The 21871-nt window shown below is 73.1% G+C and carries 23 protein-coding genes; 11 read left to right on the forward strand and 12 right to left on the reverse strand.

The window, feature by feature from the left end:
- Nucleotides 1-20: 20 nt before the first annotated feature.
- Both GA0070617_RS26440 and GA0070617_RS26445 read right to left on the reverse strand, forming a co-directional pair.
- Nucleotides 21-809 (reverse strand): alpha/beta fold hydrolase, encoded by a 789-nt coding sequence (locus GA0070617_RS26440; RefSeq protein ID WP_091444404.1) that lies wholly within the window; start codon nucleotides 807-809, stop codon nucleotides 21-23.
- A gap of 8 nt (nucleotides 810-817) precedes the next feature.
- Nucleotides 818-1738 (reverse strand): proline dehydrogenase family protein, encoded by a 921-nt coding sequence (locus GA0070617_RS26445; RefSeq protein WP_091444445.1) that lies wholly within the window; start codon nucleotides 1736-1738, stop codon nucleotides 818-820.
- A 423-nt stretch (nucleotides 1739-2161) separates the two neighbouring features.
- On the opposite strand from GA0070617_RS26445, the gene GA0070617_RS26450 reads away from it, so the two are divergent.
- Entirely contained in the window at nucleotides 2162-2722 is a 561-nt protein-coding gene (locus tag GA0070617_RS26450; RefSeq protein ID WP_091444455.1) for a CGNR zinc finger domain-containing protein, read from the forward strand.
- Between the two features lie 172 nt (nucleotides 2723-2894).
- Here the strand turns inward: GA0070617_RS26450 and GA0070617_RS26455 are convergent, their stop codons facing one another.
- Together GA0070617_RS26455 and GA0070617_RS26460 are read right to left on the reverse strand one after the other, a co-directional pair.
- Complete coding sequence (locus GA0070617_RS26455) at nucleotides 2895-3701, reverse strand: sugar phosphate isomerase/epimerase family protein (RefSeq protein WP_175440663.1); 807 nt, start codon at nucleotides 3699-3701, stop codon at nucleotides 2895-2897.
- Between the two features lie 76 nt (nucleotides 3702-3777).
- Nucleotides 3778-4722: a Ppx/GppA phosphatase family protein gene (locus GA0070617_RS26460; protein ID WP_091444461.1), complete on the reverse strand. Its 945-nt coding sequence runs from the start codon at nucleotides 4720-4722 to the stop codon at nucleotides 3778-3780.
- Between the two features lie 52 nt (nucleotides 4723-4774).
- Between GA0070617_RS26460 and GA0070617_RS26465 the strand changes: the two genes are divergently transcribed.
- Nucleotides 4775-5575, forward strand: coding sequence for a DUF3109 family protein (locus tag GA0070617_RS26465; protein WP_091444465.1), 801 nt, complete (start codon nucleotides 4775-4777; stop codon nucleotides 5573-5575).
- 55 nt (nucleotides 5576-5630) lie between these two features.
- On the opposite strand, the gene GA0070617_RS26470 is transcribed toward GA0070617_RS26465, so the two are convergent.
- Complete coding sequence (locus GA0070617_RS26470; protein WP_091444468.1) at nucleotides 5631-6314, reverse strand: response regulator transcription factor; 684 nt, start codon at nucleotides 6312-6314, stop codon at nucleotides 5631-5633.
- A gap of 22 nt (nucleotides 6315-6336) precedes the next feature.
- Nucleotides 6337-7641 (reverse strand): sensor histidine kinase, encoded by a 1305-nt coding sequence (locus GA0070617_RS26475; protein WP_091444472.1) that lies wholly within the window; start codon nucleotides 7639-7641, stop codon nucleotides 6337-6339.
- A gap of 211 nt (nucleotides 7642-7852) precedes the next feature.
- On the opposite strand from GA0070617_RS26475, the gene phoU reads away from it, so the two are divergent.
- Nucleotides 7853-8500, forward strand: a complete 648-nt coding sequence (phoU, locus tag GA0070617_RS26480; RefSeq protein ID WP_091447468.1) for a phosphate signaling complex protein PhoU — start codon at nucleotides 7853-7855, stop codon at nucleotides 8498-8500.
- A gap of 84 nt (nucleotides 8501-8584) precedes the next feature.
- Here the strand turns inward: phoU and GA0070617_RS26485 are convergent, their stop codons facing one another.
- The 4 genes from GA0070617_RS26485 to mshA all read right to left on the reverse strand — a co-directional run bounded on the left by GA0070617_RS26485 (nucleotide 8585) and on the right by mshA (nucleotide 12769).
- On the reverse strand, nucleotides 8585-9352 hold the full coding sequence (locus tag GA0070617_RS26485) for a phosphoglyceromutase (protein ID WP_091447472.1): 768 nt from the start codon (nucleotides 9350-9352) through the stop codon (nucleotides 8585-8587).
- A 465-nt stretch (nucleotides 9353-9817) separates the two neighbouring features.
- Complete coding sequence (locus GA0070617_RS26490; RefSeq protein WP_091444475.1) at nucleotides 9818-10750, reverse strand: hypothetical protein; 933 nt, start codon at nucleotides 10748-10750, stop codon at nucleotides 9818-9820.
- Between the two features lie 110 nt (nucleotides 10751-10860).
- On the reverse strand, nucleotides 10861-11376 hold the full coding sequence (locus GA0070617_RS26495; RefSeq protein ID WP_091444480.1) for a type III secretion system chaperone family protein: 516 nt from the start codon (nucleotides 11374-11376) through the stop codon (nucleotides 10861-10863).
- A gap of 28 nt (nucleotides 11377-11404) precedes the next feature.
- Nucleotides 11405-12769: a D-inositol-3-phosphate glycosyltransferase gene (gene mshA, locus GA0070617_RS26500; RefSeq protein WP_091444484.1), complete on the reverse strand. Its 1365-nt coding sequence runs from the start codon at nucleotides 12767-12769 to the stop codon at nucleotides 11405-11407.
- A gap of 191 nt (nucleotides 12770-12960) precedes the next feature.
- Here mshA and GA0070617_RS26505 point away from each other — a divergent pair, with 191 nt between their 5' ends.
- Together GA0070617_RS26505 and GA0070617_RS26510 are read left to right on the forward strand one after the other, a co-directional pair.
- Complete coding sequence (locus GA0070617_RS26505) at nucleotides 12961-13722, forward strand: SDR family oxidoreductase (RefSeq protein ID WP_091447476.1); 762 nt, start codon at nucleotides 12961-12963, stop codon at nucleotides 13720-13722.
- A gap of 88 nt (nucleotides 13723-13810) precedes the next feature.
- The gene (locus GA0070617_RS26510; protein WP_091444488.1) at nucleotides 13811-14578 is read left to right on the forward strand and encodes an SAM-dependent methyltransferase; all 768 of its coding nucleotides are present in this window, start codon (nucleotides 13811-13813) and stop codon (nucleotides 14576-14578) included.
- Between the two features lie 26 nt (nucleotides 14579-14604).
- Here GA0070617_RS26510 and GA0070617_RS26515 read toward each other — a convergent pair whose 3' ends face one another.
- Nucleotides 14605-15696 (reverse strand): UDP-N-acetylmuramate dehydrogenase, encoded by a 1092-nt coding sequence (locus GA0070617_RS26515; protein ID WP_091444491.1) that lies wholly within the window; start codon nucleotides 15694-15696, stop codon nucleotides 14605-14607.
- 66 nt (nucleotides 15697-15762) lie between these two features.
- On the opposite strand from GA0070617_RS26515, the gene GA0070617_RS26520 reads away from it, so the two are divergent.
- The 4 genes from GA0070617_RS26520 to GA0070617_RS26535 all read left to right on the forward strand — a co-directional run bounded on the left by GA0070617_RS26520 (nucleotide 15763) and on the right by GA0070617_RS26535 (nucleotide 19184).
- Nucleotides 15763-16521, forward strand: coding sequence for a maleylpyruvate isomerase family mycothiol-dependent enzyme (locus GA0070617_RS26520; RefSeq protein WP_091444494.1), 759 nt, complete (start codon nucleotides 15763-15765; stop codon nucleotides 16519-16521).
- A 64-nt stretch (nucleotides 16522-16585) separates the two neighbouring features.
- Entirely contained in the window at nucleotides 16586-17587 is a 1002-nt protein-coding gene (locus tag GA0070617_RS26525; RefSeq protein WP_091444497.1) for a LacI family DNA-binding transcriptional regulator, read from the forward strand.
- Between the two features lie 240 nt (nucleotides 17588-17827).
- Complete coding sequence (locus GA0070617_RS26530; RefSeq protein ID WP_091444500.1) at nucleotides 17828-18241, forward strand: RidA family protein; 414 nt, start codon at nucleotides 17828-17830, stop codon at nucleotides 18239-18241.
- 22 nt (nucleotides 18242-18263) lie between these two features.
- Nucleotides 18264-19184, forward strand: coding sequence for a GNAT family N-acetyltransferase (locus tag GA0070617_RS26535; protein ID WP_091444503.1), 921 nt, complete (start codon nucleotides 18264-18266; stop codon nucleotides 19182-19184).
- On the opposite strand, the gene GA0070617_RS26540 is transcribed toward GA0070617_RS26535, so the two are convergent.
- Nucleotides 19167-19988 carry an EI24 domain-containing protein gene (locus GA0070617_RS26540; RefSeq protein WP_091447480.1) on the reverse strand — a complete coding sequence of 274 codons (822 nt, stop codon included), beginning with the start codon at nucleotides 19986-19988 and terminating at the stop codon, nucleotides 19167-19169. The two genes, GA0070617_RS26535 and GA0070617_RS26540, sit on opposite strands and share 18 nt — an antisense overlap.
- A gap of 218 nt (nucleotides 19989-20206) precedes the next feature.
- On the opposite strand from GA0070617_RS26540, the gene GA0070617_RS26545 reads away from it, so the two are divergent.
- Both GA0070617_RS26545 and GA0070617_RS26550 read left to right on the forward strand, forming a co-directional pair.
- Nucleotides 20207-21118, forward strand: coding sequence for an ABC transporter ATP-binding protein (locus tag GA0070617_RS26545; protein ID WP_091444507.1), 912 nt, complete (start codon nucleotides 20207-20209; stop codon nucleotides 21116-21118).
- Nucleotides 21119-21129: 11 nt separating this feature from the next.
- Nucleotides 21130-21864: an ABC transporter permease gene (locus GA0070617_RS26550; RefSeq protein ID WP_091444511.1), complete on the forward strand. Its 735-nt coding sequence runs from the start codon at nucleotides 21130-21132 to the stop codon at nucleotides 21862-21864.
- Nucleotides 21865-21871: the final 7 nt, after the last annotated feature.

The raw sequence follows: 21871 nt of genomic DNA on the forward strand, positions 1-21871 counted from the left end.
ATCGGTCGCGACCACCCGGGTCATCGCGTGCGGCGGGTGGTGACCGCCAGGAACTCGACGAGTTGGGCGGCGGTGGCGGCCGGCTGGTCGGCGTGCGGGTAGTGACCGGAGTCGGCGATCATGCGGGCCTCGGCGGTGCGGAACCGGCGGCGGGCGGCCCGCGCCTCGGCACCCGGGTCACCGAAGTCCGGGTCCCTCGTCCCCATCAGGATGAGCACCGGCTGGCGTACGGCGGCGGCCCGTTCGGTCCAGTGTGGCGCGACCGGCGCGACCACCCCGCGTACCGCGGCCATCCGCCCGCGCAGCCCGGCCACCAACCGCGCCCGGTACGCGGCGTCGTCGGGCGGCCGGGCGGCCGGGAAGAGCGTGCGGTGGAACCGGCCGAACAACCGGGGGCTGCGCAGCACGACGGCCTGGGCCAGTCGCCGCACCAGGTTCGGCCTCGGTACGGCGACGAACGGGGCCACCTGCACGATCCCGTCGACCAGGTCGGGGGCCTCGACGGCGGCGAAGACCACGGCCGCACCGCTGGACGAGCTGCCGACCAGGGTGGCCGGGCCGCCGAGGGTACGTACCACGGCCAGCAGGTCGCCGCCGACCTCGGCCGGGGCGTACGACGGCCAGTGCGGGCTGGATTCGCCGTGGCCCCGTACGTCGACCGAGGCGACCCGGTAACCGGCCCGGACCAGCAGCGGCACCAGGTGCCGGAAGGAGGCGCGGTCCTCCCCCATGCCATGGGCGAGGACCACCAGAGGTCCGGCACCGTGCACCTCGTAGGCGATGGTCCCGTCGCCCCGCGCCAACCGCATGCCGGAGGTTACTTCTTCGAGGCGAGGGCGCGGCCGAAGAAGGCCAGGTTGGCGGGGCGTTCGGCGAGGCGGCGCATCAGGTAGCCGTACCAGTCCTGGCCGTAGGGCAGGTAGGTGCGCACGGTGTGGCCCTCCGCGACCAGCCGGGCCTGCTCCTCGGGTCGGATGCCGTACAGCATCTGGAACTCGAACCGGTCCGGGCCCCGGTCGAACCAGCGGGCCCGGTCCTCACCGATGGCGATCATGCGCGGGTCGTGGGTGGCCAGCATCGGATAGCCGTCGCCGGCCATCAGGATGTTCAGGCAGCGGACGTACGACTTGTCGACGTCCCGGGCGGCCTGGTAGGCCACCGACTCCGGCTCCTTGTAGGCGCCCTTGCACAGCCGGACCCGGGAACCGGCGGTGGCCAGGTCACGACAGTCCGACTCGGTACGCCGCAGGTACGCCTGGAGCACCGCGCCGGTCGACGGATGGTCCTCGCGCAGCCTGGCCAGGATGTCCAAAGTGGAGTCGGTGGTGGTGTGGTCCTCCATGTCCAGGGTCACCGTGGTGCCCGCCTCCTGGGCCGCCACGCAGACCGCCTTGGCGTTGTCGTAGGCCAGCTGTTCGTCGACCCGCTGGCCCAGCGCCGAGAGCTTGACGCTGACCTCGGCGGCCGGGGTGAGCCCGGCAGCCCGCAACACCCCCAGCAGGGTGCGGTACTCGTCGCGGGTGGCGGCGGCCTGCTCGGCGGTGACCACGTCCTCACCCAGGTTGTCCAGGGTGACGGTCAACCCGTCGGCGACGAGCTCCCGGGTCGCGCGCAACGCGTCGTCGGTGCCCTCCCCGGCGACGAACCGGCGGACGACGTCCCTGGTGAACGGGGCCGTCGCGACGAGCCGCTCGACCCGGGTCGAGCGGGACGCGGCGAGAATGACCGAACGGAGCATGAGCCGAGCGTAACCCTCGGCGGGACCCCCCGCCCCCGGGGCAGCACGCTTGTAAGGAAGGGCCCCCTGTTAACGCCTTCGGTAGAGCGGGGTGCCCCTCTCACCGGCCGGGGACCCATGTCACGGCCGGGACGTGTCGGCAAGCCCGTCGGCGCGGGGCGCAGGACCGGACCACGCCGCGCAGGACTCGGACCACGCCGCGTAGGACCCGCCAGGCTGCGCAGGACCGGACCACGCCGCGTAGGACCGGCCAGGCTGGGCAGAACCGGACCACGCCGCGTAGGACCGGACCACGCCGCATAGGACCCGGCCAGGCTGGGCAGGACCAGGCCAGGCTGGGCAGAACCGGGCGGACATCGACGTATCGCTACCTTCGCCGGACATCGACGGGCCGGTGTTCCGCACGTCGTCTACCGTTGGGGGGTGAACTTCGACGCGTACGCCCGGACCGGCGTTGACCTGGTCAACGCCCGGCTGGACGACCTCGACACCGTACGGGGTCTGATCCCGGACGAGAACGCCTGGATGCGTGACGAAATCGCGGACCGCGATCTGACGATCTTCCGGCGGGCCCAGAAGCGATTACGTGACGTCTTCGAGTACGGCACCGCCGGGCGGGACGCCGAGGCGGTGGCCGAGCTGAACGCGCTGCTGGCGGCGTATCCGGTGCAGCCACGCATCTCCGGTCACGACTCCAGTGACTGGCACATGCACGTGACCGGTCGGGGCGCGTCGGTGAGCGCGGAGTACCTGGCCGGCGCGGTGTGGGGTCTGTCGGTGTGGCTCTGCGAGTACGGCAGCGCCCGGTTCGGGGTCTGCGCCGACGAGCGGTGCGGCAACGTCTACCTGGACACCTCGTCGAACTGCTGCCGGCGGTTCTGCTCGGAGCGCTGCGCCACCCGCTCCCACGTGGCCGCCCACCGCGCCCGCAAGCGCGCCGCGGTCGGCGAGCAGCCCACCGACTCCCTCACCCCCGCCCGCTGACCCACCCGACCGGCCCGGTCGGGAATCACAAGGCCACGCCCTGCGGTCCCGATCAACCCGGCCCCTCCCGCGAGCCGACGGCCCCTCCCGCGAGCCGACGGCGTCCCCCGCCGGTGAGAAGGGCACGCCTCTCTACCGAAAGCGTTAACAGGGGGCCCTTCCTTACACAACCTCAGACGTCGGCGGGGGACGGGGCGGTGAGGTTGGCGCGGGCGAAGTCCAGCGCCTCCCGCAGGTCGGACTCGCGGTCCGCCCGGCTGCGGACGCCCCGGGTGGAGACCTCGACCGCTACCGAGCCGGTGAAGCCCCGGCCGGCCAGCGACCGGAGCAGCTCGGCGCAGGGCTGGTTGCCGCGTCCGGGCACCAGGTGCTCGTCGCGCCCCTCGCCGGTGCCGTCACCTAGGTGTACGTGCGCCAGGCCGTCGCCCATCCGGTCGGCCATCGCCAGGGCGTCGGTGTGCGCGGCGGCGGAGTGCGACAGGTCCAGGGTGTACGAGGCGTACCCGACCTCGGTGGGATCCCAGCCGGGGACGTACGGGACGAACTGCCGGCCGGCCATCCGGACCGGGTACATGTTCTCCACCGCGAAGCGGATCCCCTCGTACCGGCCGGCGATCTGGTCGACGCCCTCGGCGAACCCGCGGGCGTACTCGCGTTGCCAGCTGAACGGCGGGTGCACCACGACGGTGGAGGCCCCCAGGGTCTCGGCCATCTCGGCCGAGCGGCGCAGCCGCTCCCACGGGTCGGGGCTCCACACCCGCTGGGTGACCAGCAGGCACGGGGCGTGGACGGAGAGCACCGGTACGCCGTAGTGGTCGGCGAGGCCGCGCAGCGCGCCGGCGTCCTGGCTGACGGCGTCTGTCCAGACCATCACCTCGATGCCGTCGTAGCCGAGCGCGGCGGCCATCTGGAAGGCCGCAGCGGTCCGTTCGGGGAAGACGGAGGAGGTGGACAACAGCACCGGGACGCGGGTAGTCACACCGTCGAGGGTAACGCGCGCCCGTTGCGACATCGTGACGAGAGGTCACAAACTGTGGCACCACGCCCACCGAGGGTCACATCGGTCCGAGTTGGTCCAGTCGGCGCAGGATCACGCCCTCGCGCAACGCCCACGGGCAGATGTCCACCGCGTCCACGCCGAGCCGGCGCATCACCGCCTCGGCCACCACCGCGCCGGCCAGCAGCTGGTGGGAACGGCCGACGCTGACCCCCTCCAACGCGCTGAGCTGTGCCGGTGGGATGTGCCGGATGAAACCCGTCACCTGCCGCAGGCCGGTCCGGGTCAGGCTGCGCCGGGCCCAGAGGCCCGCGCCGGAGGGGGCCGCGCCGGCGAGCCGGGCCAGGGTACGGAAGGTCTTCGAGGTGGCCACCGGCCGCTCCCAGCCCACCCCGGCCATCCGGGTCGCCACCGGGTCGAGCAGGTCGTCGACGTACGCCCGGAGTTGCTCGACCTGCTCGGCCGAGGGCGGCGCGGCGGCGTCCGGGGTGATCCGCAGCCGGTCCCGGGTCAGCCGGCCCGCGCCCAGCGGCAGCGACACGGCCACGTCCGGGTCCTCGTCGATGCCCGCCGCGATCTCCAGCGAACCGCCGCCGATGTCCAGCACCAGCAGCCGGCCGGCGGACCAGCCGAACCAGCGCCGCACCGCGAGGAACGTCATCCGCGCCTCGTCGTCACCGGCGAGCACCTCCAGCCGTACGCCGGTGGTGTCCCGGACCCGGGCGAGCACCTCGGCGGCGTTGGTGGCGTCCCGGACGGCGGAGGTGGCGAAGGCGACCAGCTCACCGGCGCCCAGCGCGGTGGCCGAGTCACGGGCCGCCGCAACCGCCTTGACCAGGGATTCCGCGCCGAACTCGGTGAGCGCCCCGTCGGGGCCGAGCTGTTCGGCCAGCCGGAGTACCACCTTCTCGGAGTGCGCCGGCCAGGGGTGCGCGCCGTGATGGGCATCCACCACCAGCAGATGCACCGTGTTCGAACCCACGTCGAGGACACCCAGTCGCATGCTGGCACCCTATTCGCCGGCTGTCCGGATCGCGCGGGCGTACCCTGGTCCGGTGACGATCGAGATCCGGGCGCTGGTCGACGACCCGCAGGAGCCGCGCAGCCGGGAGGTCGGGCTGGACTTCCCCCGCGAGTGGATCGAGTTCGTCGATCCGGCCGACCACAGCCACCTGGTCCGGGCCGACCTGACCTGGCTGCTCTCCCGCTGGACCTGCATCTTCGGTCAGGGGTGCCACGGCATCGTGGCGGGCCGCGCCGCCGACGGTTGCTGTTCGCACGGCGCGTTCTTCACCGACTCCGACGACGAGCGCCGGGTACGCGCCGCCGTCAAGCGGCTCACCCCGCAGACCTGGCAGCACTACCGCCGCGGCTTCAAGAACTGGACCGAGAACGACACAGTCGACGGTACGACCCCGGCCCGGCGGACGGCCACCCGCAGCGCCGACGGCCCGTGCGTGTTCCACAACGACGCGAGCTTCCCCGCCGGTGGCGGCTGCGCCCTGCACGCCCAGGCGTTGCGCGACGGGGTGCACCCGCTGGAGTACAAGCCCGACGTCTGCTGGCAGCTGCCGGTCCGCCGGGACCAGGACTGGCACACCCGGCCCGACGACACGAAGATGCTGGTCACCACCCTCGCCGAGTTCGACCGGCGGGGCTGGGGCGCGGGCGGGCACGACCTGCACTGGTGGTGCACCTCGTCCACCGACGCGCACGTGGGCACCGAGGCGATGTACGTCTCGTACGCCCCGGAGCTGACCGCGCTGATCGGCGCCCCGGCGTACGCGAAGCTCGCCGAGCTCTGCGCCGCCCGGCTCCGGCAGGGCCAGGTCGCCCCGCACCCGGCCGGCGGCTGAGCCCTCGGCGCGACCGCGCCGGGCAGCTCGCCCAGGCCACGGCCGGTGGCTCGGCCTACGGCTCGAACTTGTAGCCCAGGCCCCGGACGGTGACGATGTAGCGCGGCGCGGACGGCTCCGGCTCGATCTTGGAGCGCAGTCGCTTGACGTGCACGTCCAGGGTCTTGGTGTCCCCGACGTAGTCGGCACCCCAGACCCGGTCGATCAGCTGCCCCCGGGTGAGCACCCGGCCGGCGTTGCGCAGCAGCAGCTCCAGCAGCTCGAACTCCTTCAACGGCAGCTGCACCGCCGCGCCGTCGACGGTGACCACGTGCCGCTCGATGTCCATCCGTACCGGGCCGGCGGCCAGCGTCGGCGCACCGGACTCGCCGCCCTCGTTGGTCTGTCGGCGCAGCACCGCCCGGATCCGGGCCACCAGCTCGCGGGGAGAGTACGGCTTGGTCACGTAGTCGTCGGCCCCGATCTCCAGGCCGACCACCTTGTCGATCTCGCTGTCCCGGGCGGTGACCATGATGATCGGTACGTGCGAACGCTGCCGCAGCTGCCGGCAGACCTCGGTGCCGGACATCTCCGGCAGCATCAGGTCCAGCAGCACGATGTCGGCGCCGGTCCGGTCGAACTCGGTAAGGGCGGAGGTGCCCGTCGGCGCGACGGAGACGTCGAAGCCCTCCTTGCGCAGCATGTACGACAACGCGTCGGAGAACGACTCCTCGTCCTCGACGACCAGAACGCGGCTCACAGGGTGTTCCTCTCCATCGCTGTCAGGCCTGCCGTAGCTCGGCCGGACCGGGTTCGATCCCAGCCGACGAAAGTGTCGCCGCCAGGTCCTCCGGGGGGCGGGCGGGCAACCGGAGGGTGAACGTCGACCCACCCCCAAGAGTGCTGGACACCTCGACCCGTCCGCCATGGTTGCTGGCGATGTGCTTGACGATGGCCAGCCCGAGCCCGGTACCGCCGGTGGAGCGGGAGCGGGCCTGGTCGGCGCGGTAGAACCGCTCGAAGATCCGGTCGACGTCGTTGGGGGCGATGCCGATGCCCTGGTCGGTCACCGCGATCCGGATGTCGTCGTCGGCCGCGCAGGCGACCACCCGTACGACGGTCTCCTCGGCGGAGTAGTTGATCGCGTTCTCCACCAGGTTGGCCACCGCCGTGGCGAGCTGGGTGTCACTGCCGTGCACGGTCAACCCGGGCTCCGCCTCCACCTGCACGTCCACCCGGCGGGCGGCGGCGCTGGTCCGGGTCCGGTCCAGCACCTCGGCGAACACCCACTCCACGGTGACCGGCTCCGGCGGCGGCTGCGGCTCGGCGCCCTGCAACCGGGTCAGCTCCAGCAGCTCCTGCACCAGCCGGCCGAGCCGGGTCGACTCGTGCTGGATCCGCTCGGCGAACCGCCGCGCCGCCACCAGGTCCTCGGACAGGTCGGGCACGTCGGCACCGGCCGGCTCGGTGGCGTCCAGCAGCGCCTCGGCGAGCAGTTGCAGGGCACCGATCGGCGTCTTCAGCTCGTGGCTGACGTTGGCCACGAAGTCCCGGCGTACCCGGGCCAGCCGGTGCGACTCGGTCACGTCCGCCGCCTCGACGGCGACGAACCCGCCGCCGATGCCCATCGCGCGCAGGTGCACGCCGAGCGGGTCCGGGCCGGCGGTGGCGCGGCCACGCGGCAGGTCCAGCTCGATCTCGCGCCGCACGCCCGTGCGCCGCACCTGCCCGGCCAGGGTACGGATCAACGGATGGGCGGCCATCGTGCCGGGCCGGGCACCCGCGCGCAGCAGACCCATCGCCCGGGCGGCCGGGTTCACCAGCACCGGTACGTCGTCGGGGCCGAGCACCACGACACCGGCCCGCAGCGAGTCGATCGTCCTGCGGCCGAGTCCGGAGACCTCGACCTGGTGGTCGTCGGCGATCGTGGGCCTCCCCCTGCCGAAGATCGAATCCCTGCCGGACCGGACGGTCGCACCCGACGCGGCTCGGCCACGCCGCGTCGACCTCACCCTGGGCAGCAGCAACCCGGCGACCAGGCCGACCGTCAGGCCGACGGCCACCGCGACCGGTACCGCCCACTCCACCTGGCGATCGTAGGGTCATTGTTCACCTGAGGGCCCGCAGGCAGGGACGAATCACGCTCACTTCCGGAAGAGTTAACCCTTCGGCTCCGCACAGTTCATCGGGGCACCATCGGGACCCGTGGTGACCGACCTACCGTGGTCGCGCACCTGTACGACCACCCCCGCCGGCGCCGGCCCCCGGCCTCGGCGGCACCGACCACGGGACGTGACCATGCGCAACGAGTTCCACGCCGACCTGCAGACCGTCAGCCAGCTGCTGGTGGAGCTGGCCCAGGAGGTACGGGCGGCGATGCGGCAGGCCACCAGGGCCCTGCTGACCGCCGACCGTCGGGCGGCCGAGGCGGTCATCGCCGGGGACCGCGACATCGACCACCGGTACCGCGACGTCGAGGAACGGGTCTGTGAGCTGCTGGCCCGGCAGGCACCGGTCGCCTCCGACCTGCGCGCCATGATCACCGCACTGCACGTCGCCGCCGACCTGGAACGCATGGGTGACCTCGCCGACCACGTGGCCAAGACCGCGCTGCGCCGGCACCCCTCACCGGCCGTACCGGCGGAGCTGCGGCCGGTCTTCACCGACATGGCCGGGGTGGCCGACCGGATGGCCGAGAAGATCGCCACGGTGCTCGCCAGCCCCGACGCCGAGCTCGCCGCCGAGCTGGACCGCGACGACGACGCCATGGACGAGCTGCACAAGGGCCTGTTCGGGGTGGTGCTCGGCGCGGACTGGCCGTACGGGGTGGAGACGGCGATCGACGCCACCCTGCTCGGCCGCTTCTACGAGCGGTTCGCCGACCACGCGGTCAACGCCGGCGAACACGTCGTGTACCTCATCACCGGCCACCCCACCCCCTCATGAAGGAAGGGCCCCCTGTTAACGGCCCCGGGTGAGAAGGGTGCCCTTCTCTACCGAATGCGTTAACAGGGGGCCCTTCCTTACACCTCAGCGGCCTTGGTTGGCTACGGCGGCGGCGGCTTCCTTGGCTGCGGTCGGGTCCAGGTAGGTGCCGCCCTGCGTGATCGGGCGCAGGTGCGCGTCCAGGTCGTAGCGCAGCGGGATGCCGGTCGGGATGTTCAGCTTGGCGATCTCGGCATCGGAGACCTGGTCGAGGTGCTTGACCAGGGCACGCAGCGAGTTGCCGTGCGCGGCCACCAGCACGGTACGGCCGGCCAGGATGTCCGGCACGATCGAGTCGTACCAGTACGGCAGCATCCGCTCGACGACGTCCTTGAGGCACTCGGTACGCGGCATCAGCTCGGTGGGCAGCAGCGCGTACCGGGGGTCGCCGACCTGCGACCACTCGTCGTTGTCGTCGATCGGTGGCGGCGGGGTGTCGTACGACCGGCGCCAGAGCATGAACTGCTCCTGGCCGTACTCCTCCAGGGTCTGCTTCTTGTCCTTGCCCTGCAGGGCACCGTAGTGGCGCTCGTTGAGCCGCCACGAGCGGCGTACCGCGATCCAGTGCCGGTCGGCGGCGTTGAGCGCCAGCTCGGCGGTGCGGATCGCCCGGCGCATCAGGCTGGTGTGCACCACGTCCGGCAGCAGGTCGTGCTCGCGCAGCAGCTCGCCGCCGCGCCGCGCCTCGGTCTCCCCCTTGGCGGTCAGGTCGACGTCGACCCAGCCGGTGAAGAGGTTCTTGGCGTTCCAGTCGCTCTCGCCGTGCCGCAGCAGGACCAGCGTCCCGACGGTGGGCCCTTCGCTAGCAGTCATGCCGGTCATCCTGCCCGAAGGCCGGAACGGACATGCGGGCAGTGCCGGGTGACGACCACCACGTGGACAGCGAAGGTGCCGGACGCGGACCACCCGGGGTGACCGGACGCGACGACGCCCACCACGGTGGTGACCGTGGTGGGCGTCGTACCCCTCGCTGTGCCCGGCGGCGGCGGGCGACTCTCACCCCCGTAAGCGTCGCCCGCTCGCGCCGCCGGTCCGACAGGTGGAACCGTCCCCCAACGGTTTGACCCACCCGCCCCATCGCGTACCGCTCGGTGCGCGGATCTGCTCGATCCGCCGCTCCCCCGAACGTTTCCGAGCGGACGCGGTGCAATAAAGTTAGTTCGCCCAGTTTGCGGATTCAACCCGGATCGACTGTCTCGCCGATCACATACCGCCTCGTCCGGACTGGGACCTTCCCGGCTGACCTGCGGATACCCGGCCCGTCCCGAGGTAAACGCCTCACCCGTCGGAACGTTGCGGAGACTCGGTCCGGAAGAAGTTGCTCTGCCGTCCGTCGCGCAACTGCTCCTGGAAGATCAGGTTCAGCCGACGGCTGTCGAAGGTGCGGAACCACTCGTCCCAGGTGATCTCGCGGATCCGGCTGCTCTCCCGGTACCCCGGGAAGTTGAAGGTCAACACCCCCGGCCGGCCGGCGCGCTCGGTGCCGGCGATGGTCGCCGGCTTCGCGCTCCGGGCCCGGGCCCACCGGCGGATCACCTCGTGGTTGGTGGTGACCAGGCTCCGACCGGGACGCTCCGGCTGGTCCGCCGGCGAGCCGATCCGCTGGGAGGACCGCACCGAGCGGGAGGTCGCCGGCCCGGTCCGGATCCCACTGGCCGACCCGGCAGCCGCCCTACCAGCCGGAGCGGCCTTGCGCGCCGACGCCGGCTTGCGCGCGGGTGCCGACCTGCCGGCCGTCGTCTTCCGCGTCGTCGAGGCCGCAGCCGGCCGGCGGGCCGAGGCCGAGGCGACCTTGCGGGCCGACGCCGGAGCCGCCCTGCGGGCCGACGCCGAGGTCGCCTTGCGGGCCGAGGCCGGGGCGGCCTTGCGGGTACGGGCCGGGGCGGCCTTGGCCCGCGTCGACTTCGCTCCCGTCGTCGCGCGGGCACCGGAACGCGCGGCCCGGCCGGCCGGGCCGGTGCTGGTGCGCCCGGCACCGCCGGACCGGCGCGCCGAACGCATCGCGCGGGCCAGGGCCTTCACCAGCTCCGGCTTGCGCAGCCCGGAGACTCCGGAGACCCCGTGTCGGCGGAGCCGGATCCGGAGTTCGTCGACCCGCATCCGCGCGATCGCGGTCTCGGAGATCTCCGGGGTACCCGGTGTCCGGTTGCCCACCTGCCGTTTCGTCCTGGTCGCGGTCCCACCGCGACCTGAGCTGTTGCGCTGAGCCATGGGTGTTCACGCTCCTCGACAGTCCGACTGGGTCACGGTGGAGGCGAACCACGCCACACCGCGCGCTGCCGCATACCCGCGACCAACCCGTCGAACCCGCCCGGAGAGCGTCAGTTACCGGTGTCCGCGCCGGTGGAGGGCTCGAAGAGGTGGGCGAAGGCGGCCAGGTTCGCGGTGGACTCGCCCCGCTTGACCCGCCACTGCCACTCCCGCCGGATCGCGGTGCCGAAGCCGATCTCCAGCATCGAGTCGAACGACTCGTCGGCGTAGGTGAGCACCGAGCCGAGGAGGCGGTCCAGCTCGTCGGCGTCCACCCCGCCCAGGTTCACCCGGCCGGTCAGGTAGACGTCGCCGACCCGGTCGATGGAGAAGGCGACCCCGTACATCCGGGAGTTGCGTTGCAGCAGCCAGGCCCAGAGCTCCTCACGCCGCTCGTCCGGCTGGCGCATGACGAACGCCTCGATCCGCAGCGCGTGCTCCCCGACGATCAGGTTGCAGATCGTCTTGAGCTTGTGGGTGCCGGGCAGGGTGACCGCGTACGTGGCGTCGCCGGTGGCCTCCCAGTCCAGCTCCCGCTCGGTACAGACCGATTCGATCAGGGCGGCAACGTCGCTCTTCGCGCTCATCGGCCCCACTGTACGACCGACCGCCGGGTCACCAGGAGCAGGCGAGGGCGGGGTCGCCGGCCAGTCGGGCGGCCCGTCGGGCCCGGTGCTCGACGATCGTCTCGCCGTAGACCTGGAGCAACCCGGCGGCGGTGTGGTGCCAGGAGAAGTTGCGGGCGTGCCGGGCGGCCCCCCGGGAGAGGGTGTCCAGGCGGGAGACGTCCGGCAGTAGCCGGCCGAGCGTACGGGCCCAGTCGACCGGGTCGTGTCCGTCGATGAGCACCCCGCTGACCTGGTCCCGGACCGCGGTGACCAGTCCGCCGACGGCGGCGGCGAGCACCGGCGTACCGCAGGCCTGGGCCTCCAGGGCGACCAGGCCGAACGACTCGTTGTACGAGGGCACGGCGACCAGGTCGGCGGCCCGGTACACGGCGGGCAGCCCGTCACCGGTCTGCGGCGGCAGGAAGCGCACCCGCGCGCTGATGCCGAGGGACGCGGCCAGTTCGATCAGGGCGGTCGGCCGGTCCAGGCCGCTGCCGCTCGGGCCACCCACGATCAGCACGGTGAGCTGGTCGGCGAGGAGCGGGTCGCGGTCCCGCAGCGCCGCAGCCGCCCGGATCAGCACGTCCGGGGCCTTCAGGGGCTGGATCCGTCCGACGAACGCCACCACGTGGCCCTGTTCCGGCAGGCCGAGCCGGCGGCGGGCGGCGGCCCGGCCCGCGGTGCGACCGACCGCCGGTGGGCGGAACCGGTCCAGATCGACGCCGGGCTGGACCACGACCACCCGGTCGGGGTCGGCGTCGTAGCAGGCGATCAGGTCACCTGCCTCGACCCGGGTGTTGGCGACCAACCGGTCGGCCTCGGCGACGACCTGCTCCTCGCCGATCACCCGGGCCTTGGGCTCGGGGCGGTCCCCGATGGCCAACCGGGAGTTCTTGACCTTGGCCAGGGTGTGCGCGGTGTGCACCAGCGGCACCCCCCAGCGCTCCTTGGCCAGCCAGCCGACCTGGCCGGAGAGCCAGTAGTGCGAGTGGATCAGGTCGTAGTGGCCGGGCGGGCGGGCCGCCTCGGCCCGCAGCACCCCGGCGGTGAAGGCGCAGAGCTGGCCGGGCAGCTCCTCCTTGGTCAGCCCCTCCAGCGGGCCCGACATCACGTGCCGGACCTGCACCCCCGGTGCGACCTCGACCACCGGGGGCAGGTCGCCGGAGGTCGCCCGGGTGAAGATCTCCACCTCGACGTCGGCCTCGGCCAGGCGGCGGGCGATCTCCAGCACGTAGACGTTCATTCCGCCGGCGTCACCGGTGCCGGGTTGGTGCAACGGTGAGGTGTGCAGCGAGATGGTGGCGATCCGTCGAGGCCGGGGCCACGGTCGGGCACCTCGCTGACGCCCGACGCCGGTGTGCGTCTCCGCCATGTCCGCTCCTTTTGTCACGGTTTCATGCCGTCCGCGTCGACCGGCGCTTTTCGGACAACGTCCGCGCTCACCTTCATCTTCCCGGTCCGGTGCCGGTGATGCGTCGGGGCCACCGCCAGGCGTGACGGACCTCATCGACCGGCGCACCCCGCCCGGCGGTGGATTCCGGCCGCACCGAGCAGAATGGCCGGATGACCCCCGTCGCGATCGTCACCGGAGCCTCCAGCGGGATCGGCGCCGCCACCGCCCGTCGGCTCGCCACCGAGGGCTTCCACGTGCTCGCCGCCGCCCGGCGTACCGACCGGTTGGCGCAACTGGTCGCCGGCATCGTCGAGGCCGGTGGCGCGGCGACCGCCGTGGCCTGCGACGTCACCTCCGACGAATCGGTGGCCGCACTGGCTACAGCCGCCACCGCGGCGCCGGGCCCGGTGACCCTGCTGGTAAACAACGCCGGCGGGGCACGCGGTCTCGACCCGGTCGAGTCCGGCTCGGTCGGCGACTGGCAGTGGATGTACGACACCAACGTGCTCGGCACGCTGCGGGTCACCCAGGCGCTGCTGCCCGCGCTGGAGGCCTCCGGCGCCGGCACCATCGTGATCGTCAGTTCCACCGCCGGCTTCACCGTGTACGAGGGCGGCGGCGGCTACAGCGCGGCCAAGCACGCCCAGACGGCGGTGGCCGGCACGCTCCGGCTGGAGCTGTCCGGCCGGCCGCTCCGGGTGATCGAGATCGACCCGGGCATGGTCCGTACCGACGAGTTCAGCCTGCACCGGTTCGACGGCGACACCGAGCGGGCCGACGCCGTCTACGCCGGGGTGCCCGACCCGCTGGTCGCCGACGACGTCGCCGACTGCATCGCCTGGTGCGCGACCCGGCCACAGCACGTCAACGTGGACCGGCTGGTGGTCCGCCCGCTGGCCCAGGCCGCCCAGCACAAGGTGCACCGGATCTGAGGTGCCCGCGTTGACGCCACAGAGCCCCGGCGGGTCGCTTTCGCGACAGGGCCCGAGCGGGTCGCTCGCGCGACAGAGCCCCGTTGGGGTGGTGACCCGGGGGACGACCAACCCGAACCGGCTCCGCCGGGTGGACAACTGGATCGTCGAGAGCTGTGGTGACGTCGTGGCCTCGGCCGCCGACCCGCTGGTGGTCGACCTCGGTTACGGCGCCACCCCGACCACCGCCGTCGAGCTGCGCGCCCGGCTCGCCGCGCGGGTCCGCGCCGACGTGCGACTGGTCGGCCTGGAGATCGATCCGGTACGGGTGGCCGCCGCCGAACCGGCCGCCGAGCCACCCGGGTTGACCTTCGCCCGGGGCGGCTTCGAGCTGGCCGGGTTGCGCCCCTGCCTGGTCCGCGCGTTCAACGTGCTCCGCCAGTACGACGAGAGCGAGGTTCCCGCCGCCTGGCAGACGATGACCCGGGCACTGGCCCCCGGTGGTCGACTCGTCGAGGGCACCTGCGACGAGCTGGGCCGGCTCGGCGGTTGGCTGCTGATCGACGCCACCGGCCCACGCACGCTGACCCTGGCCGCCCGCCTCGACACCCTGGAGTCGCCGGCCCGGTTCGCCGAACGCCTACCCAAGGCGTTGATCCACCGCAACGTGCCCGGTGAACGCGTACACGACCTGCTCCGGGCCATGGAGGAGGCCTGGCGGGCCACTGCCGGGTACGCCCCGTACGGCCCCCGGCAACGCTGGTCGGCCACGGTCGGTACGGTCCGGGCGGCCGGCTGGCCGGTGCTGGACCGCCCGCGCCGCTGGCGCCTCGGGGAGATCACCGTCCCCTGGCACACCGTCGCCCCGAACCCGTAGGCCGGGGCCAGACGGTCAGGCCGGGGTCAGACGGTGCAGTTGATCAGGACCGGCTCGGGGTGCAGGGTGACGCCGAACCGCTCGTGCACGCCGTCGCGGATCCGGCGGGCCAGGGTGACCAGGTCGGCGGTACGGGCGGTGCCGCTGCGGTTGGTGAGCGCGAGGGTGTGCTTGGTGGAGATGGCCACCCCCGCCGGACCCGGGTGCCCCTTGGCGAACCCGGCCTTGTCGATCAGCCAGGCCGCGCTGATCTTGACGACGTCCCCGGTGCCCGGCCACGCCGGCGGCTCGCCGAACTCCGCCGCACGCGCCCGGAACAGCTGGTACGCGGCCTGGTCGAGGACCGGGTTGGTGAAGAACGAGCCGACCGAACGGGTGTCCGGGTCGCTCGGGTCGAGCACCATGCCCTTACCGGCGCGCAGCCGCAGCACGGTGGCCCGCGCGTCGGCCAGTGGCACCCGCTGACCCACCTCGACCCCGAGGGACCGGGCCAGCTCGGCGTAGCGGACCGGGCCGGACAGCGGTGAGCGGGCCAGCCGGAAGTCGACCGAGAGCACCGCCCAGCGGTCGCTGTACTTGAAGATGCTGGACCGGTACGCGAACCCGCAGTCCGCGGCGGCGATCCGGCCCAGCTCGCCGGTGTGGCGGTCGTACACCTGGACGCCGGTGATCGTCTCGGCCACCTCCTGGCCGTACGCGCCGACGTTCTGGATCGGGGTGGCCCCGGTGGAGCCGGGGATCCCGGAGAGGCACTCCAGTCCGGACCAGCCGTTGGCGAGAGTCGCGGCGACCAGCTCGTCCCAGGGCTCGCCCGCCTCGACCCGTACGGTGACGGTCTCGGGGTCCTCGGCGACCACCCGCAACCCCCGGGAGCGGACCAGGACGACGGTGCCGGGGAAGCCCTCGTCACCGATCACCACGTTGCTGCCGCCCGCGAGAATGAGGACCGGCTCGTCCCGCGCCTGCGCTTCTCGTACTTTTTGTACGATTTCACCGGAGCTGGTGGCGGTCTCGATACGAGCCGCCGCTCCGCCGAGGCACAACGTGGTGAATTTCGCCAACGAACACGCGTCGGCAGGTTGGATTTCAGGGGTCGGCTGGGCACTAACGTCGGACACGCCTTTCACCCTAGGCTGAAGAGGACCCGTGGCACCCACTGGTGGCCCGGTCGCCCAGGAGGACGCATGAGCAGACTGCACGGCACGAAGGACTTCTGGATCGGCGCGCTGCGGGCCGAGGGCCCCGCGTTCGCCGCCGCCGTGGCGGAAGCACCCCCTGAGACACCGGTCCTGTCCTGCCCCGGCTGGACGGTGAACGACCTCACCCTGCACCTCGCCGGGCTCTACCGGTGGGTGCACTCCTTCGCCGGCTCCGGTGCCACCGCCGCGCCGCCGCGCCGCGAGGAGACCGAACTGCCGCCGGGCACCAGCGCGCTGCAGCTCTGGCAGCAGTCGTACGACCAGCTGATGGCCCTCTTCGACGGCCTCGACCCGGAGGCCCCCGCCTGGAACTGGGCCCCGCAGCCCAAGAAGGCCGGCTTCTGGCCCCGCCGGATGGCCCACGAGACGGCGGTGCACCGCTGGGACGCCCAGCTCGCCATCGCCGCCGGTGACCCGGTCGAGGCGAAGCTCGCCGCCGACGGGGTCAGCGAGGTGCTGGACACCTGGCTGCCGGCCGGCCGCCGGGCGAAGACCGGCCAGTGGCGCGGGGTGGTCCAGCTGACCGCCACCGACGCCGCCCAGGAGTGGTACCTGCGGCTGCGCGGCGAGGGGGTGGCCCTGCTGGACACCGACACGATCCTCGACCACGACGACCACCACGCCCGGGTGCAGGTCTCCGGCACCGCCAGCGACCTGCTGCTGGCCCTCTGGGGCCGGATCGCCTTCGACACCCTGTCCGTGACCGGCGACCCCAGCCTGCTGCCCGGTCTGCGTACCGGGTGACCGCCGGTACCAAGGGGTGATCTCCCGCACCGGGCGGTGAGCCGGGCTGGGATCATCGACGACCATGGCGCAACGTCCCACGTTGGAGGAGGTGGCCCGGCGAGCCGGGGTCTCCCGGGCCACCGTGTCGCGGGTGGTCAACGGCTCGACCACGGTCGCCGGGCCGATCCAGGAGGCGGTCCGGCGGGCCGTCGCCGAGCTGGGGTACGCCCCGAACCTGGCCGCCCGGAGCCTGGTCACCCACCGGACCGACTCGATCGCCTTGGTGATGCCGGAGGCGGCCACCCGGGTCTTCTCCGACGACCAGGTCTTCCCCGGCATCATCCACGGGGTCAGCCAGGAACTGGAGGCCGCCGACAAGCAGCTCGTGCTGATGCTCGCCGGCTCACCGGCCGGGCACGCCCGGGTACGGCGTTACACCACCGGTAGGCACGTCGACGGGGTCCTCTTCGCCTCGCTGCACGGTGCCGACCCGCTGCCCGGCACCCTGGCCGCCCTCGGTATCCCGACGGTGTGCAGCGGCCGTCCGCTCGGCGAGCAGTCGGTGCCGTACGTGGACGTGGACCACGCGGGCGGGGTGGCCCGCGCGGTGGCCCACCTGATCGACTCCGGCCGGCGGCGCATCGCCACCATCGCCGGGCCGCAGGACATGGTCGCCGGCATCGAACGCCTCACCGGGTACCGGGACGCACTCGCCGCCGCCGGGCTGCCGACGCTGGTCGCCTACGGCGACTTCACCCGGGACTCCGGGGCGGCGGCCATGCGGGAACTGCTCGACCGGCGACCCGACCTGGACGCCGTCTTCGCCGCCTCCGACCTGATGGCGCACGCCGCCCTGCGCACGCTGCGGGACAGCGGGCGGCAGGTGCCGCAGGACGTGGCGGTGGTCGGCTTCGACGACATCTCCTCCGCCGCCTACACCGAACCGCCGCTGACCACCGTCCGGCAGCCGATCCGGCAGATCGGCCGGGTGATGACCCGCCTCCTGCTCCGCCTGGCCGCCGGCGAACAGATCGACCAGGCCACCATCCTCCCCACCACCCTCATCCCCCGCGCCTCCACGTAAGGAAGGGCCCCCTGTTAACGCTTTCGGTATAGCGGGGTCCCCTTCTCACCTCCGGCAGCGGGCACCACGCGGAGCGAGCGGGCGGACACCACGGGGAGCGCGCGGGCGGGCGGACACCGCGGGGAGCGCGCGGGCGCCGCGCGGGAAACGGGTCGCGGGAAACAGGGCGCGGGAAACAGGCGCGGGCGCCGCGCGGGAAACGGGGCGCGGGTGGGTGGTGGTCGCGGTTAGCCTGCCGGGGTGCCGGATGCCGTCTCGCTGCTGCGCGTACCCGAACTGAGCGACACCGCCCAGTACGCCTACCTGGCCACCGTCGCCCCGGGATCCCGGCTGGTGTTCACCGCCGGTGCCTGCCCCCTCGACTCCACCGGGGGTGTCGTCGCCCCCGGCGACCCGGTCGGCCAGGCCCGGCAGGTCATGGCGAACCTGGTGACCGCCCTGGCGGCGGCCGACGCCCGGCTCACCGACGTGGTCAAGACCACCGTGTACGTGGCGTCGAGCCGGCAGGCCGACCTGGTGTCGGTCTGGCGGGTGGTCCGGGACGCCTTCGGGGACCACGATCCGCCCAGCACCCTGCTCGGGGTGACCGTGCTGGGCTATCCGGACCAGCTCGTCGAGGTCGAGGCGGTCGCCGCGGTCCCGGCGAGGCAATGACCCGACCGACAGGGACGCTGCCATGACGACCACCGACCGGCCTGACGTACTGGTCCGGGTCGCCCGGGCCGACGACGCACCGGCGGTCGTGGCGTTGCGGGCCCGGGTCTACCCCTTCCCGGTACGCGGGGTCGCGACTACCCGGCGTACGATCGTCGATCCGCCGCCCGGTGAGCAGCTGGCCGCCCTGGTCGCCGAGGTGGACGGGGAGGTCGTCGGATGGGTGTCGGCGTACCGCAACGGGCGTACCGCCCGCGGTGACACCGGCGAGGTGTCCACCCTGCACGTGCACCCGGAGCGACGGGGCCGGGGCATCGGCGGCGCACTGCTGGGGCGGGCCCTGGGCCACCTCACCGCGTTGGGCGTGCGCACGGTCCGGGCCCGGGTGCTGCCCGACTCGCTGCCGTTCGCCCGGCGGCGTGGCTTCGACCCCGGTCGCGAGCAGCGGTACTCCGCGCTCGACCTGCGACCCGCACCGCCGTCGCCGGTCGCCCCGACCGGGGTACGCCTGCTCCGGCTGGCCGACGTCGACCCCGGGCAGGTGTACCGGGCCGAGGCGGCGACGGTCGCCGACGTGCCCGACGACGTACCGGCCGACACGTTGACGTACGAGTTCTGGCGGTACGACGTCTGGGACGATCCCGGGCTGGACCACGACAGCAGCACGGTCGCCTGGGTCGACGGCGGGGTCGCCGCGTACAGCCTGGTGCAGGTCGACGGCGACCGGATGTGGTCGGACTACACCGCCACGGTTCCCCGGTACCGGGGGCGTGGGCTGGCCCGGCTGGTCAAGCAGGCGGCGCTGCACCGGGCGGCCCACGCCGGCGTCCGGATCGCGTACACCGCCAACGACGAGGCCAACGCGCCGATGCTGGCGGTCAACACCCGGCTCGGTTACCGGGCGGTGGGCAGCCAGTGGTCCTGTCTACGACGGCTCGACTGACCGCTGCCCGCCCCGGCTCAGCACGGTCGGTTGGCCGAGACTCCGGCGGGCCAGCAGCGCCGCGCCGGCCACCGCCGCCGGCATGATCAGGACCGCGCCGAGCGGGATCAGGAAACAGAGGAAGACCGCCACCCCGAAGCCGAGCGCGGTGGGCCGGTCCGCCTTGAGCGCCGCCCGACGCTGCGCCAGTCCCTTGCCGCGGCGGTAGAAGGGCGCCCCGACCAGCTCGGTGGCGAGCAGCCAACCACCGATGGTGGCCCCGACGACCGGTACCACGGTCTGCCCAAGCACCGGGATGAACCCGGCGGCGAAGAGCGCGATACCGATCGGTACCGAGATCGCCAGCAGCCGCAGCGAGTCGGCGGTGCTGCGCCGCAGTGAGGCCCAGAACGGCACCTCCACCGCGTCCGGGGTGCCGCCGCAGCGCTGCTCCACCCGTTCGGAGATCTTCTCGTAGAACGGGTCGCCGACGACCAGGGTGACCGCGGTGAAACCGAGCACCCCGACCATGCCGGCGAGCCCCAGCAGGGCCAGTCCGGCGATCACCCGGGTCAACCGCCGGGCGGTCGCCGACCAGTCGTCGGCGAACGGGGTGACCGCCGCCGTCCAGTCGTCGACGAAGTAGATGAGCGCGAAGAAGGCCAGGCCGAAGAGGACGGCGGTGATCAACGCCGGGATGACGCCGAGCAGCATCAGGCCGGGGCTGCGGACGTAGAGGCCGAGCCCGCGCAGCAGCAGGCCGGCCCCGGCGAAGAACCGGCCGACGGCGCCGGTGACCGGCGCGGTGATCCTGGGTGCGTTCACGAGGGGGGAGCCTAGTTCCCCCCGGCCACCACCGCCGCCGACCCGACCGACCCACGGGCCGGCCGCCCGCACCGGCCGGGCGGCTGCGGCATCAACCAGTTGGTTGACCGGATCGCTCCACCCCGGGCGGTGGCGGGTCCCGCCGGCTGGTCGATCCGCCCGGCCGCCGCGCCCGGCAGGCTTCTCCCCGGGTACGACGACAAGCGCGGGGAGGCGGCATGGCACCGGTCATCGAGGTGACGGACCTGCACAAGCGGTACGGCGATCTGGTGGCGGTGCGGGACGTCTCGTTCACGGTGGACGCCGGGGAGATCTTCGGCGTACTCGGTCCGAACGGGGCCGGCAAGACCACCACCGTGGAGTGTGTCGCCGGCCTGCGCGTACCGGACGGGGGCGGGGTGTCGGTCCTGGGGGCCGACCCCCGCCGGGACGCGGCCCGGCTCCGGCAGGTGGTCGGGGTCCAGTTGCAGGAGAGCCAACTGCCCGACCGGCTCCGGGTCGCCGAGGCCCTCCGGATGTACGCGTCGTTCTACCGCGACCCGGCCGACCCGGAGCAGCTGATCGAGGAGTTGGGGCTCGGCGCGAAGCGGAACACCCCCTACAAGAGTCTCTCCGGCGGGCAGAAGCAGCGGCTCTCCATCGCGCTGGCGCTGGTCGGCAACCCGCAGATCGCCATCCTGGACGAGCTGACCACCGGGCTGGACCCGCAGGCCCGCCGGGAGACCTGGGAGCTGATCGAACGGATCCGCGACCGGGGCGTGACGATCGTCCTGGTCACCCACTTCATGGCCGAGGCGGAACGGCTCTGCGACCGGGTGGCGGTCATCGACGGTGGCCGGGTGGTGGCGCTGGACACCCCGGCCCGCCTGGTCTCGGCGGTGGCCCCGGAGCAGCGGGTCCGGTTCCGGCCGTCGGCGCCGGTGGACGACCGGCTGCTCACCGCCCTGCCCCAGGTCGCCTCGGTACGGCACAGCGGGGCGCACCTGCTGGTGACCGGCACCGGTGACCTGCTGCACGCGGTCACCTCGGTGCTGGCCCGTAACCAGATCGTCGCCGCCGACCTGCGGCTGGAACAGTCCACCCTCGACGACGCCTTCGTCGAGCTGACCGGGCACCGCCCGGCCGAGTGAGGAGAGGCACCGTGTCCGCCTTCCGGCAGATCCTCAAGACCGAGACGAAGCTCTACCTGCGGGACGTACCGACGGTGTTGGCCGTGGTCGGCATCCCGGTCCTGGTCCTGGTCGTCCTCGGGTTGATCCCCGCGACCCGGGAACCGAACCCGGACTTCGACGGACAGTCGTTCGTCACCTACTTCGCCCCGTCGCTGCTGGTGATCACCCTGGCGGTGGCGGCGGTGAACGGCCTGCCGACCATCCTGGCCACCTACCGGGAGCGCGGGGTGCTGCGTCGGCTGGCGACCACGCCGGCCAGCCCGGCGGCGCTGCTCGCCGCCCACCTGGTGGTCACCCTGGTGGCGATCCTGGCCAGCGCGGTGCTGCTGGTGGTGGTCGCCCGACTCGCCTTCGGGGTGCCGCTGCCGAAGCATCCGTTCGGCTTCGCCGTCGCCCTCGTGGTGGGTACGGCGGCACTGCTGGTGCTGGGGCTGCTCGTCGCGGCGCTGGCCCGGACGACCCGGGCGGCGCAGGCCATGGCCGTACCGCTGTTCATGGTGGTGATGTTCTTCGGTGGGGTCTACCTGCCCCGGTTCCTGCTGCCCGACTTCCTGGCCACCGTCGGCGAGTGGACGCCCCCGGGCGTGCAGGCGCTGCTGGACTCCTGGACCGGGACCGCCCCACAGCCGTTGCCGCTGGTCATAATGGCGGTCATCGCCGTGCTCGCCGGCACGGTCGCCGCCAAGCTGTTCCGCTGGGAGTGAGCCGGAC

Source organism: Micromonospora yangpuensis (genome assembly GCF_900091615.1).
GTDB classification, from domain to species: domain Bacteria; phylum Actinomycetota; class Actinomycetes; order Mycobacteriales; family Micromonosporaceae; genus Micromonospora; species Micromonospora yangpuensis.